The following is an 18,728-nucleotide window of genomic DNA, read 5'->3' as shown; positions in this document are numbered from 1 at the left end:
TGTAATAAGAGAAAAGCGGAAGCCTTTCTCTTATTGTATTACTCTTCTTCAATTAAAGTCATTTGTCTAGTTTTTTCTGCAACTTCTTCAGGGTCGACATGATGTCTGGCAACACCGGATTCCATAGCAGCTTTAGCCACACTTGCCGCTACCGCAGGGGCTACTCGAGTATCAAAAGGAGCAGGTATCACGTAGTCTGCGTTTAATTCTTCATCGCTTACAAGGGAAGCAATTGCCTCAGCCGCAGCTATTTTCATTTTTTCATTTATTCTAGTAGCACGTACATCCAGAGCGCCACGGAATATACCCGGGAATGCCAACACGTTATTTACCTGATTAGGAAAATCTGAACGACCTGTCCCAACCACACGTGCTCCTGCTTCTTTTGCATCCTCAGGCATAATTTCAGGTTCTGGATTAGCCATTGCGAAAATAATCGAATCGTCATTCATACGAGAAACCATTTCTTTAGATAACAGCCCGCCTACTGAAACACCAATAAAGACGTCTGCGCCTTCCATAACTTCAGAAAGCTTTCCTTCTAACCGATCTTTATTTGTGATCTTAGCTATTTCATCTTTAACATCATTCATGCCATAATCGCGCCCCTCAAAGATCGCGCCTTTTGAATCGCACATGATAATGTCGCGTACACCGAAATGGTAAAGAAGCTTAATAATAGCAATTCCTGCTGCCCCGGCTCCATTCGCCACTACTTTAATATCAGAAAATGATTTTCCTGTTACTTTTAAAGCATTCATTAATCCAGCAACTGTTACGATGGCTGTGCCGTGCTGGTCATCGTGAAAAATTGGGATGTTTGTTTCCTTCTTGAGTCGATCTTCTATAATAAAACAGTTTGGAGCGGCGATATCTTCCAGATTCACGCCTCCGAACGTTGGCTCCATAAGTTTAACCGTTTGAACAATTTGGTCGACATCTCTTGTATTTAAACAAATTGGAAAAGCATCCACCCCTGCAAAACTTTTAAATAAAGCTGCCTTGCCTTCCATTACAGGGAGTGCAGCCTCCGGTCCAATATTACCCAGACCAAGTACAGCAGAGCCATCACTCACAACAGCGACCATATTCCCTTTCATTGTGTAGTCATAGACGGTTTCCTGATGATCATAAATTTCCTTACAAGGTTCAGCAACACCTGGCGAATAAGCCAGACTTAAATCCTTGGCATTCCTTACAGGGACCTTAGAATGAGTTTCCAGTTTTCCTTTATTGACACGATGTATATGCAGTGCTTCATCTCGCAAATTCGACACGACTACACGCTCCTTTAACCAATTAGTATAAACCGATCCAGGTGGTCAGACCACCATTAACTTCTTAATTATAACAGATGACTTGCTAGTGTAAAGGAAATACAAAAGCATGGACTTAGACATTATCCTGACTTGTTGCGACGCAATGCTACTGATGAGGAACCAAAATATCTCTCCAACATTTGAAGACATTCTCTAGAAGGATTTAAGGAATAACCTTCATCCAGCTGATAAGTTTTCCGGGCTTCAGTTCGGAAAAGCAGAACAGGGGTATTACCCGGGAAATACTTTGCAGCTTCTCTTAAGTGCTCCAATGCCTGGTATTCCTGGGATTTATCCAATTTAATAAATAAACGATCAGCTGTTTCAGAGGGAAGGATGTCTATATCAAAGTTGGAAATCTCAGAAATCAGGAGCTGCTTACGCTCATTTCTTTCTTCTACTTTCCCCGTAACTACAACCAGCATTTGCTCAGCCAGCCAGTTTTTTGCACCCCTGTATACATCTGGAAAAAGCACTGTTTCCATCTCAGCTGTTTCATCACTAATTGTCATAAAAGCCATCGGATCCCCCCGCTTCGTCCTAATTTCCTTTATGGTTTCTACTACGGCGGCCGTTACGATTTTTCTTGATTTGTTAATTAACAAGGATTGCCGTAAAGATAGCACTCCTTTTTTACGAAGGGATTTTCTCTGGTATTCCAACGGATGCTCGGATAGATACGTTCCTAGCACCTCTTTTTCCATAGCTAATTTCTTTAATATCGGAAACGGGTCTACACTCACTGGGGCCTTCATGTTTAGATCTTCACCGAACATACCTGGCTGATCCTGAAACTCCTTAAAAAGCTCGCCTTGTTCAAGCGCCTGATCAATACTTGCGAGCAGACTGGCGCGATTTGTATTAAACTCATCAAATGAACCCGCAATAATGAGTGATTCAATAACAGATCGGCTCACTGAACTGGAAACCACTCTTAAGCAAAAGTCATTCAAATGTTTATAAGCCCCATTTTTTCTTTCTTCAAGAATAGCCTGGGCCGCCTGATATCCCACCCCTTTTATGGCCGTAAAACCAATACGTATTCCTCTGCCTTCGCTCTGGGTGGACATGTAGCTTTTATTAATGGATGGAGACAACACGGAAACCTTAAGCTCACGTGCTTCACGGATATAAGCAGCCAGCTTCTCACGATCCCCGCTATTTGCATTAATTAATTCTGCCATGAAGTAAGACGGGTAATGGGCCTTAAGGTAAGCCAGATGATAGGAGATGAAGCTGTACGCGACGGCGTGGCTTCGATTAAATCCATAATTAGAAAACTTGACGATCCAGTCGAAAAGTTCATAAGCTACCGTCTCCTCATACCCATTCTCCAAGGCGCCTGCTATAAATTCCTTTTTTTGCTGGTGAAGCACCTGCGATTGTTTCTTACTTACCGCCCTTCTTAATAAATCCGCCTGACCCAGACTGTAGCCGGCAACCTTTTGTGCTACTTGCATGATTTGTTCTTGATAAACCAATACCCCAAAAGTAGAAGCTAAAATCGGTTTTAAATCCGGATGGGTATAATGAATTTCTTCTTTTTGATGCTTACGATTGATATAAACCGGTATATAATCCATAGGGCCTGGTCGATAGAGAGCATTAACAGCTACAACATCCTCAAAGTGAGAAGGCTTCAGCCTCCGCAAAACACTTTTCATCCCTTGAGATTCTAGTTGAAAAACTCCGTTCGTTCTTCCTTCTTTCAATAGGGAAAAAGTTAACGGATCCGTTAACGGAATCTGAGAAAGAGAAAAGTCTTGATTTTCATACTTTTTTATTTTACTTTCCAATTTTTCTAAGAATGTGAGGTTCCTAAGCCCAAGGAAGTCAATTTTTAATAACCCTATCTTCTCCAAATCTCCCATAGCCATTTGTGTAAGATAGACTTCACTCTGACCATTCATAAGAGCTGTATAATTCACTAAAGGTTTCTGACTAATGACCACTCCTGCTGCATGTGTAGAAACATGACGAGGAAGTCCTTCCAGTTTGGCGGCTATGTGAAATAATTTTTTTAACTGAGAAGAATTTCTTATATATTCTTTTAAAGTTTCCGAACTTTGCACAATTTGAACAAGCCCATCATTCGTCCCCTTCGGTATATGCTTTAATATATAAGCTGCATCACTTTCATCTATTGCCATCACTTTAAATAGCTCTCTTAGAACACTCCTTGCCGCAAACGTACCAAACGTACAGATTTGCGCTACATGTTTCTCTCCATACTTCCGGTTTACGTACTCTATCACTTCATCTCTTCTGTGATCCGGAAAGTCAATATCTATGTCCGGCATAGAAATCCGTTCAGGGTTCAAGAACCTTTCAAATAACAGATTATACTCCAGTGGATCAATTTGAGTAATGTTCAGTAGATAAGCGACGATAGAGCCTGCCGCTGATCCTCGTCCAGGTCCTGCATGAATTCCCTGACGACGCGCATAAGTAATAAAGTCCCAAACAATTAAAAAATAATCGCTAAAATCCATCGAAGTGATGACATTTAATTCATGATTCAATCGTTCCTCGGCTTCTAGTCTTCTCTGTTGGTACTTCTCATCCAAGGCATTTTGACACAGTTCTATTAAATAGTCATCCGCGCTTTTACCTTCAGGCACTGGATAGGAAGGTATTAACTGTTGATCCAGCGATAATTGAAGATCACATTTCTCAGTGATCTTTCTAGTCTGTTCGATTACCTCAGGCCACCAGTCTTTAAAGAAATTCTCCATTTCTTCACTAGATTTTAAATATTTATGCTGTATTCGCTCTTCTGCTTCTGAAGAGATTTGTTTCCCTTCCTCTATAGCCTGAAGCGCTTGATAAGCTGCAGCATCTTCCCGGTGCAGATAATTAACTTCTCCTGTAGCAACGACGGATATCCTCTTAGCTTCTGCCCATTCTTTCAATGGTTGGTGCAGTTGCCCTTCGGAATGCAGGTCACGGTCCTGAATACTTAGATACAGGTCACCAGGTGAAAAGATGGATCTCCAGTTGTCCAGTCCATTATCAAGTTCGCTGAACTCCCGTCTGAAAAGAAGGTCAGCCCAAGGTGAGGAAGAGGTCATAATCACTGCAATCAGCCCCTCTCTATGTGATTTCATAGAGGATAAAGGAAAAGATTCTTTTCGAGTCTGTATGTAAGAACTCAATCTCATTAAGTTCTGATAACCACGATAGTTTTTAGCTAATAAAAGAACAGGAAAATATCCTTCATCTGCAAACAGGCTGGTCTTCATGCCTATAAGCGGCTTAATACCTCGCTTTTGACAAGCTTGATAAAAAGCCACACTTCCACTCATGATCTCTTCATCTGTGAGGGCCAGAGCATCAAATTCCAGCTCGGATGCTCTCTCTGCCAATGAATCTATTTTCACAGTACTCTTCATTAGACTATATCCACTTTGAACATTTAAGTGAGTAAAAGCCACCGTCTTCACCTTCTTTCCTTCTCAATTATAGCGGGATGAGATGCGACTTGAAAGCCTCCTGCATATTTCCTGTGTACACACCATATTTTCATAATAACAACTCAAAAACAAGCTGGCGAAAAGAGGGACAAGATGGACGACCGCTTAATCATATCCATGACTCAATGTTTCTTTATCGCATTTGGGGTTATTGTAGGAGGCACGATTATCGGAAGTATCGGAAGCTATGTAACAGGGGAAGCTCCTTTAACTGCCATGTTCCGTATTGCAAAAGGGCTTAGAATCTGGGCCATTGTTGCGGCTATTGGTGGTACGTTTGATGCGATAAGCAACTTCGAAAAAGGGATTTTTGATGGGTCTACTTTTGATTTATTTAAACAAGTAATGATCATTGTAGCAGCTATGGGAGGTGTCAAAGCAGCACTATTATTATTTGAGTGGCTGCTTGGAGAGGAAGTGACCTGATGCATATCCCCCCTCTATATAGGAAAAAAGAGTGGAGACGTTTTTTTGCAGGTATGGTATTTGGTGCGGTTATTGGATACTTGTTTTTTCTGTTTATTTATGGACAACTGCAAGAGAAATACACAGAGGAGCATATCGAACTGAATTCAAAATTAAGCGAAATGGAAGCTAAATACGAAGGAATGCTTAATAATCAAAAAGAAGAAACAGAAAGCCAACCACTTACTGTAGTGGACATTTCCGTTTCTTATACAAATGCCAAAAAATTAGAGGTAGACCTTCTCACTCAGCATCAATTGACCACACTCGTAAAGGAACAGCTTACCTCAATTCCTGGAAAAGACTTAACGGTAGTGGCTGATCAAATCGATCTAATGATTTCAACGATAGAAAATAAAAATTATGTAGTCGACGATTTCACTTATGAACTAAAAGTGGCAAAGCTAATCGCCTCGCAGGTCATAAAAATTCATCTGGAAATTAAACTTGTACGTTAAAAAAACTAGCAGGAAACAACCCGCTAGTTTTTATATTTCCTACAAACCTCTTCAAGCTCTCTGGCAATCTCTTCGGTTTCTTCCCACGAGGAAGCTGAAGCTCCGGCAGCCATAGGATGTCCGCCTCCGTCATGGTTCGCTGCTATTCCATTAATAACCGGTCCTTTTGAACGAAGTCTAACTCTGATAATATTGTCTTCCTCCACAAAGAACGCCCAGGCAAGAACACCCTCAATATCGCCTAAAAGTCCCACCAACATACTGGTTTCTGAGGCTGTCACCCCAAAATCTTTTAATACTTTCTTTGGTAAAGCAACCGTAGAGGAGCCTGCCTTATTTACCGTGAAGTTCTGCAGTACGTATCCTTTAAGCTTAGCGACTTGAACAGGAGTTTTATACAACTGATTATATAGGTCTGGACGGTCAAACTCATAATTAACTAACTCTGCAGCATACGTTAGGGTTCTGTGCGTAGTACTAGGAAATAAGAATCGCCCGGTATCGCCGACAATCCCTCCGTAAATTAAGCGAGCAGCTTTTTCGTTTAAAGTAAATAATTCCCCGCTCCACTGGGTAAAGAAATGATAGATCATTTCACAGGTGGAACTCGAAGAAGTGTCGACCCACTGGATATCTCCATACTGATCCACTTCTGGATGGTGGTCAATCTTAATCAAGAGGTCACCATCTTTATATCTTTGATCATCTATCCTAGCCTGATTGGCGGTGTCGCAAACAATTACGAGTGCACCTTTGTAAGCTTCATCAGGTACGGAGTCCATACGCGTTAAGAACTGTAAGGAAGGCTCTTCTTCCCCTGTAATAAAGACATGCTTATTAGGAAAACTCGCCTTAATTATCTCCGCGAGTCCTGCCTGGGAGCCGTAAGCATCCGGATCAGGACGGACGTGCCGATGGATAATAATGGTTGAATACTTTTTAATCGCTTCCGCAATAGCCTTCATACTCATTAACAAAACCCTTTCTATAATTAACCTTTTATAATTAAACCATATATTTCTTTTGACAGGTAGCCATTTTAATGAAAACAAGCTACAATAAGAGAGAAAAAATATAACTTCAGGAGTCGATTCATTGTGATTATATTTCCTGTTCTAATTTTAGTATCGTTGGTTCTTTATATTTATTACAAAGTTATGATCGTGAGGACCAAAGATCCTTTAACCCAGGACTATTTGAATAGTAAGTCAAAAATGTTTTTAGGAAGCTTCATCTTCTTTTTTGGAATCAATCAATATATGTTCTATGAGACAAGACTTTCTTTATTCATTGGTATTCTATTTCTTGCCCTTGGACTTTTCCAAACTAAAGAAGGATGGAAGGCCACAAAGCATTATCGTAATGAATTTCAAAAACACCAGGCCAGTACTCAAGCTTAAATCAAAAGTCGCTGCTTATCTGCAGCGACTTTTTTATTTAACGATCAATCAGCTGAGCCATCAATAAGGCCTTCCCTACAATAGATCCTTCATGGTGCACTTCTATGTCTACTTTAGCGAATTTACGTCCTACTTCCAGGATGTGAGGGGCTATAATAATTTCACTTTCAATTTGAACAGGCTTGATAAAATAAACCGAAATGTTTTCTACGACGAGGTCTCCTTTTTTATATTTTCTTAAGAGCCTGCTTGAGGATTCAGTGATTAAAGAAATAAATACCCCGTACGACATGGTTCCTAACTGATTTGTCATTTGTGGAGTGACTGTCGTTTTGAGAACATGCTCACCCTCTTCATTTTTTACGATTTCTAGTTGATTTGTGGCTAAATCGTCAATAGTCTCACCAACTTGAGGCTGTCTCTGAATCTGCTGCAGAGCTTTCAGGACATCCTGGCGAGATATAATTCCCTGCAATTTATGAGAAGGGTCAACAACCGGCATTAATTCAATACCTTCCCAAACCATCACATGAGCAGCATTCGCTAATGAGGTTCTCACATGGACAGTCATTGGATTCCGAGTCATGACTTTATCAATTCTCATGGAGCTTTCTTTTCCTATAACGTCTTTAGACGTTACAATCCCTACCACTCGATTATGTTTATCTACCACTGGGTAACGGCTGTGCTTTGTTTCATCATTAAATTCATGCCACTTTTCCACTTGATCATCTACCATTAAAAACTTAGTTTCCTGATAAGATGTATAAATGTCATCAATTAATACGATTTCTTTTTTAATTAATTGATCATAAATTGCACGATTAATCATGGTAGCCACTGTAAAGGTGTCATAACTGGTTGAAATAACTGGAAGTTCTTTCTTATCTGCTAATTGCTTCACTTGGTCGGTTGTATCAAAACCACCAGTTATGAGCACAGCTGCTCCTTCTTTAATCGCTAATTCATGGGCATTGGTTCTATTACCAACAATCAGCAGGGAACCAGCTTCCGTATAACGCATCATGGCATCGAGTTTCATTGCTCCGATAACGAATTTACTTAACGTCTTATATAATCCTTCTCTTCCACCAAGCACCTGACCGTCTACAATATTCAGGATCTCCGCGAAAGTCAGGCGTTCAATATCCTCCTTCTTTTTCTTTTCAATCCTGATGGTCCCAACTCGCTCCATAGTGCTGACTAAATTTTGGTTTTCAGCCTCTTTAATCGCACGGTAAGCTGTTCCCTCACTAACATTCAGGGCTTTTGCGATACGACGAACGGAAATTTTGCTTCCTACCTCTAATGATTCAATGTATTCGAGAATCTGTTCATGTTTTGTAGCCATACGCCCACCATTCTTTCTAACTGTACTAATTAATAACCTTATTATTGTTATTATACAAGTGATACAGTTACTTCGCAATTTCTGTTGGAATACGAGATATTTTCATTAAAAAAACCCTCCGTCTAGTTCGACGGAGGGCTCTTGTTAGCTGATATTAAAGGTCTAAAGTGTCTCCAGGTTCAAGGGCCATTCCTTTGCCAGGCTTCACTTGCTCAGCGAAACCTTTCCCGTCCTGGTTAATCAATTCAAAAGTGTTGTAGTGAATAGGAACAACCTGTTTAGCCTGCAGCCATTCGGCGGCAGTCAGGGCATCTTCAGGACCCATAGTAAAATTATCACCAATTGGAAGGAAAGCGAGGTCAATGTTATTACGTTCCCCTATCATTTTCATATCAGAGAACAGCCCTGTGTCGCCTGCATGGAAAATAGTTTTTCCTTCAATCGTCAAGAGGATGCCTGTTGGCATTCCTGTATAAACAATTGTTCCATCTTCTTCTGTATAGGATGAACCATGAAATGCCTGTGTGAATTTCACATGGCCGAAGTCAAATTCATGACCTCCCCCTATATACATTGGGTGTGCGTTTAACTCTTTGTTTCCAAGATAAGTGGCCAGCTCAAACGGAGCAACAATTTGGCAATTATTGCGTTTTGCAATCTCAAAGGTGTCTCCTACATGATCATTGTGACCATGTGTGAGTAAAATGACATCTGGGTTCACTTCATCAGCGTTAAGATCAGTATTTCCATTTTCAGAAATAAACGGATCAATTAAAATCGTTTTGCCATTCGCTTCTACCTTTACTACAGAATGTCCATGATAAGATACTTTCACTTTACCACTCCTTAATCATCATTTTTCCTCATTTAATAACTTTGCCAGGCACTTTCATACTTTTGGATCAAATGAGGATCTATTAATGTATTTGGCTTTAAGGGAACAATTTCCCCTTTACGGTTTACGATTTCCCGGTCTTCATCTTTCCCAAACACTGTCATTGACTTTAATACTTCATCTGTTAGAAATTCCGTTTCTGCCTGGATAGAAATATCTTCAACATTCACAGGTTCCCTACTAGCCATAACAAACCCCCAGTTCCCGAAACTCGGAATATCCACATGAAAATTTGCCGTATGTAACCCCGTCGATTCGATTGTTTCACTTATTGTCCAATATACACTGGTAGCAAAAACAGGACTGGTGGCCTGAATCATAGCCGCTCCTCCCGGCTCCAGATGATTCCGCAGCAAAGAGTAAAATTCTCTAGTGTAAAGCTTATTCAGACTTTCATTATTAGGGTCTGGCAGATCAGATATAATAATGTCATACCACTCATCAGACTCTTCTAAAAATTCGAAGGCATCCTCATTTCGAACCTGAACACGATCATCGGATAGAGATCCTTGATTTAACTGTAATAAATGATAGTTATTCTGCGCCAGGGTTGTTACGGCAGGGTCTAAATCCACTACTGTAATATTTTTGATTTTCTCATACTTTAATAATTCCTTTACGGCAATGCCGTCTCCTCCCCCAAGAACAAGTACATTTTCCTTAGATTCCGCCCTAGCAACAGCGGGGTGGATGAGCGTTTCGTGGTAACGATATTCATCTGTTGAACTAAATTGCAGAGACCCATTTAAAAATAACCGGGTATCTCCCTGCTCTTTTGTTACGACTATTTTTTGATAAGCGCTCTCTTCCATATGAATAATTGGATCCTTGTAAAGCTTCTGCTCGAAGGAAAACGCTAATTCTTCTCCAAAAAATAAACCACCAATCAAAAGAATTGCTATAAAAGCAGCAGCACTTGTATGAAGAACCAGATGCTTAATTTCAGATCGAAATAAATACAGTACTAATAACGCTACTGATAAATTGATACACGCTACGAAAAAGGCGCTTTTAACCATACCCATTTGAGGCCTTAAATAGAAAGCAAATAATAAACCTCCTATAAGCCCTCCTGCATAATCAGAAAACAATACTCTTGCGGTACTTCGATTCAGCTCTACTCCAATTTCATTAGCTTTTCGAATTAATATTGGCAGTTCAAGACCAGTCAAACCACCGATGGTAAAAGTTATTAGATATAAAAACAGCGCATCAGTTCCAGAAGGAGCGAATGCAGTCATTCCAAACATGGTAAAGCTGGAAAAACCGCCTATAAGCGCAACCATAAATTCAATCCATATAAATGTGATAATTAAATTTTTCATAACCCGTTCGCTGATACTTGCGCCCACTCCCATCCCTGTCAGAAACAAACTGATGGTCAGTGTGTACTGTTTCACACCATCCCCAAGGATGTATGAACCAAGCGCCCCGAACAGAACTTCAAATATAATTCCACAAATAGAAACGATGCCCGAAGCCCAATAAATTAGATGACTTTTTCTCTTCCCGTTTACTTCCAAATTTTTCACTCCAACCCGTATTTCGGATTCTGCTCTTATTCCTCAAAAAAGCCACTATGCTGTTACTCATAGTGGCTTTCTAAGATATCCATTGTTCTCTATGTAATAGAGGCTCCAATTACAAAAGCAAGGCCTATGGAAACACCCATCGAAATAATTCCTACTGCCGTATTGTTAGCTTTAAGTTGTGTTTCAACGGAAAATTTACGAGTGAACATTTCAAATAATAGATAAGCGATCATTTGAAGAAGGACTCCGTAAGCCCCCCAAATTAATGTATCCCAAACTGTTAAGCTGTGATAGATAGCGAATGAGAGAACAATACATATGCCAATAATTTTCCCTGAAATGGACATGGCTATAGCCTGATTGCCCTTTTTTACCTCATCCCAATCCTTATACTGTCGTGTTAACCACTCAAATACTAATAGTCCAATTAATACCACCACTACAGCAATCACAAAGTATCCTAATGTAGCTAAAAATGGTCCCATGCTGTTTACCTCCTTTATTTTCCTGTACCTGGTCCTCCACCACGGGTTGAAGACCCACGAAGAGATCCTGAAGTGCCTGTATTATAATTCCCGTACATCCCATACCCGCCATAGCAATTGCCAGATTGCCTGCATGTATTGCTTCTCCGATCATACCAATCGTTCGAACCTAGCATTCGATTTAACAGGATAGCCGTAAACATTCCATTAAAAAATCCTGGCGAATAGTGATTTCTAACAAACTCATCAGAAGCTAGTTCAATAGTGACAACTTCTGGTTCTTCTTCACTTTCCTGAATAATTACAAAGTCGTCCGGATAAACGAGCGCTTGTCTATCCTCCTGCCTTTCACTGATTTCTTCTGGTGTTATAGCACTGGCTAAAGCATCAGCTACTTCTGAAACCGTCAATACTCTTGTCATATAAATGCGGGAGGTAGTTCCCTCATCAGATCGGATGGTGTCTAATAAAGGAAAGCTCTGTTGAATCAATTCTTCGATTGAACCGGCCTCCGACTCTTTTATTGTATTTAAAATTTCAGATCGATCAGGCTCACTGGGCAGTTCTCCATATGTATCTTCTATATTTGACCCTGATATTCCTCTCAGTGGATTGCCATTCCCAAACACATTAAATAAAAGAACAATAGCAATAATACCGACGACAAATATGCCTCCATATTCTCTCAATGCAGCTCCTCCCCTCTTTTGAAAATATCCGTGCCTGACTCATTGTCAGGCACGGAGTATCATTTGCATACTGGTTATTCTTTATTCATCTTCTTCTTTAATTCTGCCAGTTCGTTATCCACGCTGTCATTATTATTCAAATCTTCGAACTCGTCATCCAGAGATCGGCTTTCAGAAGACATATCTTCGCTAGTTTCAGCTTCTGCTTCATGCTGCATGACCTTCTCTTCCATACGTTCAAAGCCTTGACGCGACTCATCCCCGCCAATATTGGACATTGTACGATTCATCTTCGTACGAGTCTTCGCAGATTCAGCACGTGCTTTTAGTGAATCTTTTTTCAGTTTCATTTCCTGATATTCTTTCTTCATTTCGTCCAATTTTTGGCGAAGATTACTGGAATCAGTTTGGGCACGCTCCCACGAAGCTTTTAGTTGATCTGCCTGATCCTGATGATTCTTTTTATCTTCAAGTGCACGGCGGGCTAAATCTTCATTTCCTGCTTCAATGGCTTGCTCAGCCTGTTGCATACGTTTATCAACAATTGCTTGAGCATCATCATATTTACGCTTCAGCATTTTCTCATTGGCAATTTGTTTAGCAACCGCACTTTCAGCTTCGCGGATGTCGTTTTCCATATCTCTCATAAATTGGTCCAGCATTTTCACAGGGTCTTCTGCTTTATCAAGCATTGAGTTCAACTCTGAACCTACTACTGTCTTAACACGTTTGAAAAATTTAAACATTTACAATTCCTCCTTCATTATTTGGAACCAGCAATTATTTTAATCTCATAAGCTTCAATATCATGACCATAACTAACTTCTACTTCACTACCCCATGCTTCCAGACTGAGATAACTCTTTTCATCTTCTGAAAGATAATCTGCATAATGGGTGGTGCGGCCATTAATATTTTTACTTCTGCCTTCCCCTGTAACCCGTGCTTCACCTTCTTCATCCTTATAATAGGATTTACCATCATATTGAAGTTCTTTTGGATAAGGGGTGGAAACCGGGAGCTTAATCGTTTCGTAAATTCCAAGCTCAAGCTCATCATCCATTTCAGCAGATAGCCATTTGGTAGATTGACCTTCCAGCAGCTGGTAAGCAAACCACTCATACGACCCGTCCCGGTAGGTGATCTTACCCACTACCTCATAATCGACAAGATCGTATGTGAGAATATCTCCTATCTGAATATTCAACACGGTTCTTTCTTCTACTTCAGGAGCTTGTTTCTTTTGGTTGGAAAACAATCTTGAAAAGAATCCCAAATACTCACCTCACCTTTCACTAAGACCCTGTGTACTTTTATCTACGTGCTTCCTTCATCTTTGGTTTCACTTTTTAAAAAGTTTTCTATTATCATCGTATCAGACTTTGTATCTAAATGCCTGTTTCGCGTTTTTCTACATAAATATTTTTTCTTTTTTTTCCCTTCATCATATCTTTGAAAATTGAAAATGTAGCGTATAATCAAAATTCAAATTATTTATTAAGGAGTGGAAATAAATGAAGGTTTTAGAGCAAGTGAGTAACTTTGTAGGAAAAACCTTTGCAATTTGGGTGTTACTATTTGCGGTATTATCATTTTTTATTCCATCAGGATTCTCATGGATCGCTCCCTATATTGTGCCTTTGCTGGGAATTATTATGTTCGGCATGGGACTTACTTTGTCCAGGAGCGACTTTCAAGAGGTTTTTAAAAGACCAAAGGATGTGGCGATAGGGGTAGGAGCTCAATTTACACTGATGCCATTGCTTGCTTTCTTCCTTGTCACAATTCTACCAGTATCTACGGAAGTAGCCGTTGGAGTAATTCTTGTAGGGTGCTGTCCAGGAGGAACTTCTTCAAACGTGATGACCTATTTATCTAAAGGGGACACAGCTCTTTCTGTGTCCATTACAGCGGTGTCTACTCTTCTGGCACCATTATTTACACCTTTTCTCGTCTGGCTATTTGCAAGTCAATGGCTGCCGGTGTCAGCTGGAGATTTATTTCTTTCTATTGTTCAAGTAGTACTCCTCCCTATTCTTCTGGGGCTCGGGGTGAAAGCCTTACTCGGGCAAAAAGTTGATGCAGGAGTGAAAGCTCTTCCTCTCGTATCTGTGATCGCGATAGTAGCTATTGTAGCGGCCGTTGTAAGTGTCAACCAAACTCAAATCGCTGAAACAGGGGCAGTGATTTTTGCCATCGTGGTCCTTCACAATGCTCTAGGATATTTAACAGGGTATGGGCTCGGTAAAATCTTCAACATGGAACCAGCTAAACAACGAGCGGTTTCCATAGAAGTAGGTATGCAAAATTCTGGACTCGGTGCATCCCTGGCAGCCGTTCACTTCAGCCCGCTTGCTGCTGTTCCAAGTGCGATTTTCAGCGTATGGCATAATATATCAGGTCCGATTATCGCCACTTTATTTCGAAAACAAAAAGAGAGGAATCAGGAGAGCGAAGAAACAAAAACCATTCATTCAGCCTCTTAAAGCGGAAGTTCTATTAAATAACGTTGCGACTTACCATAAGCAGGTTATTAAACAAAAGGGCCGGATACTTGAAGACTCGATTTCGAGATAACTCTGGCCCGTTGCCAAAAAAAAAACGAGGAGGGCGGCTACGGAAACAACTCGCTTTCCTGCGGGGGAACTGGCAAGCCTCCTCGGTCGCTGTCACTCCCTGTGGGGTCTCGCCTAGCTCCTTCTCCCGCGGGAGTCTCCTTGTTTCCTTCGCCACCCTATGATTGAAGAGTGAACGGGCCTTTCTATAGGAAATAGAGGAGTGCTTGTTTCGACTCAAATACTTGTATAGAGGGAATTTTCCACACGTACTTGCTCATTATTATAAGTTTATCTCCATCATAAATCGGGGATTTTTAAACATGATTTCGAGCTCTCTATATCGCAAGGTCCGAAGGGGGACGATGTAGACTCCTGCGGGATGAACATGATCGGTAAGATCCCGGAAGGCGAAGCCTGAGGAAGCTTACCACATGCCCGCGGAAAGCGAAATCGTCCCCCGAAGGACCTTCCTCAAGACCAATATCTCGAAACGGAGTCTTACACAATAGGGAGCTTATCTTTGACACAAAACTATGATTTAACACGTCCATAATAGAAGAAGCGAAGGGAACAGTCTCCCTTCGCTTCTTTTTAATTGGTCTTACTGATGAATTAAATCTTTCGCGTCTGCGTATTCAAGTCCCTGAGCTTCAGCCACGGCACGATAAGTGACGTAACCTTCAAGTGTATTTATTCCTTTAAAGAGAGATTCATTCTCCTGACATGCTTTTTTGTAACCTTTGTTGGCTAACTGTAGGGCATAAGGAACGGTTACATTCGTCAGTCCAATCGTAGAGGTTCTCGGAACCGCCCCAGGCATGTTGGCAACTGCATAGTGGAGAACACCATGCCTTTCGTAAGTAGGGTTATCATGAGTGGTGATTCGATCCGTTGTTTCAAAGATACCACCCTGATCAATAGCTACATCTACAATAACGGATCCTTCTTTCATCGATTTAACCATATCTTCTGTAACTAGTTTCGGAGCCTTGGCTCCCGGTATAAGCACCGCTCCAATTACCAGATCCGACTCTGCCAATGATTCCTGAAGGTTTAAAGGATTCGACATGAGAGTGTTGATGTCTGATCCAAAAATGTCGTCCAATTGCCTTAATCTTTCCGGGTTAAGGTCAATAATTGTTACATCTGCCCCAAGACCCATGGCAATCTTAGCCGCATTGGTGCCTACAACACCGCCTCCAATAACTGTTACCCGGCCTCTGCGTACGCCAGGAATTCCACCGAGAAGAATTCCTTTACCACCATGAGAACTTTCTAGAAATTGCGCTCCAATTTGAGAGGCCATTCTGCCAGCCACCTCACTCATAGGGGTAAGAAGCGGCAGAGATCCATTGGGAGCCTGCACAGTTTCATAGGCAATCGCTATTACGTTTTTCCTGACTAAGGCTTTCGTAAGTTCAGGCTCAGGTGCTAGATGCAGGTAAGTAAATAAGATAAGACCATCAAAGAAATATTCATACTCCTCAGGAAGGGGTTCTTTAACCTTCATCACCATTTGCTGATTCCATGCTTCCTTAGCAGACGATACAATAATAGCTCCAGCTTCCTTGTACTGAGCATCAGTAAAACTGGACCCAGTCCCCGCATTAGTTTCTACAAAAACTTCATGTCCTGCATTGGTCAATGTTACAACTCCTGCAGGTGTCATTGCTACTCTATTTTCATTATTTTTTATCTCTCTTGGCACTCCAATTTTCAAGGCCGTTCAACCTCCTATTCCATTCTCTCTATTTGTCGATTTCCACTATAACATGTTTATTCCATAGAAAGTAGATAATTATTTTGTAAGCCCTTTCATTGTAACAAAGCAAAACTCAAATGGGGACCTTTTTACAAATAACGGAATATTCAATCTTTTTACCTGTACCTGTTTATCACATCGACACCACCCGTAACCTCATAAATCGTTCCTGTTATCATATCCGAGTCTTCATGGCATAAGAAATCAATAGTACGGGCTATATCTTCTCCGGTTCCCGGCCGTCCAATCGGAGTATAATCATCCTTTGATTTTCGACCATTCTCGATTGTTGACTCCTTCCACTCGCCTACAATATCCCCAGGGCAGACCATATTAGAAGTAATGCCATACTCAGCTTCTTCGTAAGCAATTGTTTTAGTGAGAGATACAAGACCGACTTTTGCAGCAGCAAATGCTGACCGATAAATCCAGCCTGAAGCCGAGCCGGCACCTTGAAAACCGTAATTGATGATTCTCCCAAAATGCTGCTCCCTCATATGAGGTACTGTCAGCTTCATTAAATGGAAAACGGCGTCAAGATTTCCTTTCATCATAGCGTTCCACTCTTCCGTAGAATAATCCATCAACTTTTTCCGCTCAAATATATAAGGTCCCGCATTATTGATCAAATAATCTATTCGCCCAAACCTGTGAATCGTTTCTTGAACTAAAGAGTGTAAATCACGTAAATCTGTCACATCCGCTTTCATAATATGGATCCTTTCTTTCTTTTCAGGGAAATCCTCAAACAACTTCATGGCTGATTTTTTATCATTTAAATACGTGATAGTTACTGACACCCCTTTCTTAAGGAACTGCTCAGTAACTTTCCTGCCTAAACCTTTAGATCCAGCTGTTATAATTGCATGCCTCATTGTCCATTCCTCCCATGGAACTTCAGTTTGCCCTTTGCTTCAATACTATATATTTACAAGACCTTCTGCCTTATGTACAATAAATGCGGCAGAGGGGACGTGGAAGTTATGAAGGCAACTGCCTCACGTAAAGAGTTAATTGAAACGATCGGCTTAGAAGCGGTGCCCAAAAAAAGACAAAACACTTCATGGTATCGCTTTGCATTTATTCAAATTGCCGTAGCTGCCAATGCTGGAAACTTCCTGGTTCCTGCATTGGCAGTGTTAGAAGGCGGTCTATCCTTTTGGAACGGAGTCCTTACTACATGTATCGGCGCAATTTTAGGTTTTTTATTCGTGTCTTACTTGTCTTTACCTGGATCGCGTTTAGGAATCCCTGCCCAGTACGCAATACGCACAATTCTCGGAGTGCAGGGAGCCCGTTTTCTTTCTTCACCAATACGAAGTATAACCTCCCTTTATTGGTTCAGCGTACAGACTATAGGTGGTACATATGTCATTCAGCAGCTTTTTATTCGAATGACAGGCCAAGAGGTACCTTTTTTACTATTCTCCATTCCTTTATCTATTCTCATGGTTATGCTAGCTATAATAGGTTTTGATGCTGTTAAAAAAGCCACTACTTATTTTCTTCCTTTTCTTTTACTGGGAGAATTCACGATTTTATATATATACTTTACTACAAATCAAGGGGACACCGCATGGTTCACATTCCAACTGGAGCCTATCCAAGGTTCTTTAACCAGTATGTTTTTCTATGCGAGCTTAGCTTTTGTACAGTATGTTTCTGGGGTAAGTGCTTCAGCCGATATGACACGCTATGCAAAAACCCCGGCGCACGGCTTCTGGGGATTACTCATAGGAAACGGCATCGGCTTCTTCATTACAGCCTTAATCGGGTGTTCCTCCGCTTATTTATTTCATGATATTAACCCTTATGTATCTTCAAGCGGTCAAACAGAATCCCCCCTTATTATTGGCATAATTACGTTAACCGCAGTAGTTTCCATGATTTCAATTAACATTAGTAACGCCTATACAGGAGGATATAGTTTACTGAATACCTTCAGCCGCCTGACTCGCGTTCAAAGCGCGGTCGTGTTTGGATTTCTTGGTGTCTTATTAAGTGGGTTTCCTTCTCTCGTTAATGAAGCTGAGTCTTACATTTCATTACTCGGAGGATTGATTATACCGATTTCTGCGGTTATTTCAGGCGATTATCTAATTGTTAAACGTCTGTATTTAAATGAGAAAGCTATTGAGCAACTAACTAAAACATCTAGCATTAACCCATACGCTTTGATTTTTATAATCCTTGGCAGTATCATTTATTTCAGTTTTCCGGACAATTGGTCGCCTGGATTCCTCACATTTACTATACTAATGGTTACCTATCCATGGTTTATGAAGCATAAAACATGGGGCTAGAAAAAATGAGGCAATAACACAATAATCCCACTCCTGCT

The 18,728-nt window shown here is 40.8% G+C and carries 17 protein-coding genes; 5 read left to right on the top strand and 12 right to left on the bottom strand.

Annotation, left to right across the window (positions count from 1 at the left end; translation table 11 throughout):
* Positions 1 to 38: 38 nt before the first annotated feature.
* Positions 39 to 1,277, bottom strand: coding sequence for an NAD(P)-dependent malic enzyme (locus ACTWPM_RS07355; protein ID WP_443132416.1), 1,239 nt, complete (start codon positions 1,275 to 1,277; stop codon positions 39 to 41).
* Positions 1,278 to 1,399: 122 nt separating this feature from the next.
* The gene (gene dnaE / locus ACTWPM_RS07350; RefSeq protein ID WP_443132415.1) at positions 1,400 to 4,762 is read right to left on the bottom strand and encodes a DNA polymerase III subunit alpha; all 3,363 of its coding nucleotides are present in this window, start codon (positions 4,760 to 4,762) and stop codon (positions 1,400 to 1,402) included.
* Between the two features lie 123 nt (positions 4,763 to 4,885).
* On the opposite strand from dnaE, the gene ACTWPM_RS07345 reads away from it, so the two are divergent.
* Together ACTWPM_RS07345 and ytrI are read left to right on the top strand one after the other, a co-directional pair.
* A complete protein-coding gene (locus ACTWPM_RS07345) occupies positions 4,886 to 5,218 on the top strand; it encodes a YtrH family sporulation protein (RefSeq protein WP_014644003.1) in 333 nt (110 codons plus the stop codon).
* The gene (gene ytrI, locus ACTWPM_RS07340; RefSeq protein ID WP_443132414.1) at positions 5,218 to 5,715 is read left to right on the top strand and encodes a sporulation membrane protein YtrI; all 498 of its coding nucleotides are present in this window, start codon (positions 5,218 to 5,220) and stop codon (positions 5,713 to 5,715) included. Before ACTWPM_RS07345 ends, ytrI begins: the two co-directional genes overlap by 1 nt.
* Before the next feature lie 23 nt (positions 5,716 to 5,738).
* Here ytrI and ACTWPM_RS07335 read toward each other — a convergent pair whose 3' ends face one another.
* Positions 5,739 to 6,686, bottom strand: a complete 948-nt coding sequence (locus tag ACTWPM_RS07335) for a DHH family phosphoesterase (protein ID WP_443132413.1) — start codon at positions 6,684 to 6,686, stop codon at positions 5,739 to 5,741.
* A 126-nt stretch (positions 6,687 to 6,812) separates the two neighbouring features.
* Here ACTWPM_RS07335 and ACTWPM_RS07330 point away from each other — a divergent pair, with 126 nt between their 5' ends.
* Complete coding sequence (locus tag ACTWPM_RS07330; protein WP_443132412.1) at positions 6,813 to 7,115, top strand: YtpI family protein; 303 nt, start codon at positions 6,813 to 6,815, stop codon at positions 7,113 to 7,115.
* A gap of 37 nt (positions 7,116 to 7,152) precedes the next feature.
* On the opposite strand, the gene ACTWPM_RS07325 is transcribed toward ACTWPM_RS07330, so the two are convergent.
* The 7 genes from ACTWPM_RS07325 to ACTWPM_RS07295 form a co-directional block, all read right to left on the bottom strand.
* A complete protein-coding gene (locus ACTWPM_RS07325; protein WP_443132411.1) occupies positions 7,153 to 8,466 on the bottom strand; it encodes a DRTGG domain-containing protein in 1,314 nt (437 codons plus the stop codon).
* A gap of 154 nt (positions 8,467 to 8,620) precedes the next feature.
* Complete coding sequence (locus tag ACTWPM_RS07320) at positions 8,621 to 9,301, bottom strand: metal-dependent hydrolase (protein ID WP_014644008.1); 681 nt, start codon at positions 9,299 to 9,301, stop codon at positions 8,621 to 8,623.
* A 32-nt stretch (positions 9,302 to 9,333) separates the two neighbouring features.
* Entirely contained in the window at positions 9,334 to 10,884 is a 1,551-nt protein-coding gene (locus tag ACTWPM_RS07315) for a polyamine aminopropyltransferase (RefSeq protein WP_443132410.1), read from the bottom strand.
* A gap of 98 nt (positions 10,885 to 10,982) precedes the next feature.
* Positions 10,983 to 11,378, bottom strand: a complete 396-nt coding sequence (locus tag ACTWPM_RS07310) for a DUF350 domain-containing protein (protein ID WP_443132409.1) — start codon at positions 11,376 to 11,378, stop codon at positions 10,983 to 10,985.
* 14 nt (positions 11,379 to 11,392) lie between these two features.
* Positions 11,393 to 12,067: a DUF4247 domain-containing protein gene (locus ACTWPM_RS07305; protein WP_443132408.1), complete on the bottom strand. Its 675-nt coding sequence runs from the start codon at positions 12,065 to 12,067 to the stop codon at positions 11,393 to 11,395.
* A gap of 74 nt (positions 12,068 to 12,141) precedes the next feature.
* Entirely contained in the window at positions 12,142 to 12,813 is a 672-nt protein-coding gene (locus ACTWPM_RS07300) for a PspA/IM30 family protein (RefSeq protein ID WP_443132407.1), read from the bottom strand.
* Positions 12,814 to 12,830: 17 nt separating this feature from the next.
* Complete coding sequence (locus ACTWPM_RS07295; RefSeq protein ID WP_443132406.1) at positions 12,831 to 13,343, bottom strand: DUF4178 domain-containing protein; 513 nt, start codon at positions 13,341 to 13,343, stop codon at positions 12,831 to 12,833.
* 238 nt (positions 13,344 to 13,581) lie between these two features.
* Here ACTWPM_RS07295 and ACTWPM_RS07290 point away from each other — a divergent pair, with 238 nt between their 5' ends.
* The gene (locus ACTWPM_RS07290) at positions 13,582 to 14,553 is read left to right on the top strand and encodes a bile acid:sodium symporter family protein (protein ID WP_443132405.1); all 972 of its coding nucleotides are present in this window, start codon (positions 13,582 to 13,584) and stop codon (positions 14,551 to 14,553) included.
* 673 nt (positions 14,554 to 15,226) lie between these two features.
* On the opposite strand, the gene ald is transcribed toward ACTWPM_RS07290, so the two are convergent.
* Both ald and ACTWPM_RS07280 read right to left on the bottom strand, forming a co-directional pair.
* The gene (ald, locus tag ACTWPM_RS07285) at positions 15,227 to 16,345 is read right to left on the bottom strand and encodes an alanine dehydrogenase (protein WP_443132404.1); all 1,119 of its coding nucleotides are present in this window, start codon (positions 16,343 to 16,345) and stop codon (positions 15,227 to 15,229) included.
* Between the two features lie 158 nt (positions 16,346 to 16,503).
* Positions 16,504 to 17,262, bottom strand: coding sequence for an SDR family oxidoreductase (locus tag ACTWPM_RS07280; RefSeq protein ID WP_443132403.1), 759 nt, complete (start codon positions 17,260 to 17,262; stop codon positions 16,504 to 16,506).
* A gap of 108 nt (positions 17,263 to 17,370) precedes the next feature.
* Between ACTWPM_RS07280 and ACTWPM_RS07275 the strand changes: the two genes are divergently transcribed.
* Positions 17,371 to 18,690 carry a purine-cytosine permease family protein gene (locus ACTWPM_RS07275; RefSeq protein ID WP_443132402.1) on the top strand — a complete coding sequence of 440 codons (1,320 nt, stop codon included), beginning with the start codon at positions 17,371 to 17,373 and terminating at the stop codon, positions 18,688 to 18,690.
* Positions 18,691 to 18,728: the final 38 nt, after the last annotated feature.

This window comes from Halobacillus sp. K22, from assembly GCF_052246795.1.
Lineage (GTDB): Bacteria > Bacillota > Bacilli > Bacillales > Halobacillaceae > Halobacillus.
The sequence above is the reverse complement of the archived record's forward strand: the minus strand, read 5'-3'. Positions and strand labels throughout refer to the sequence as shown.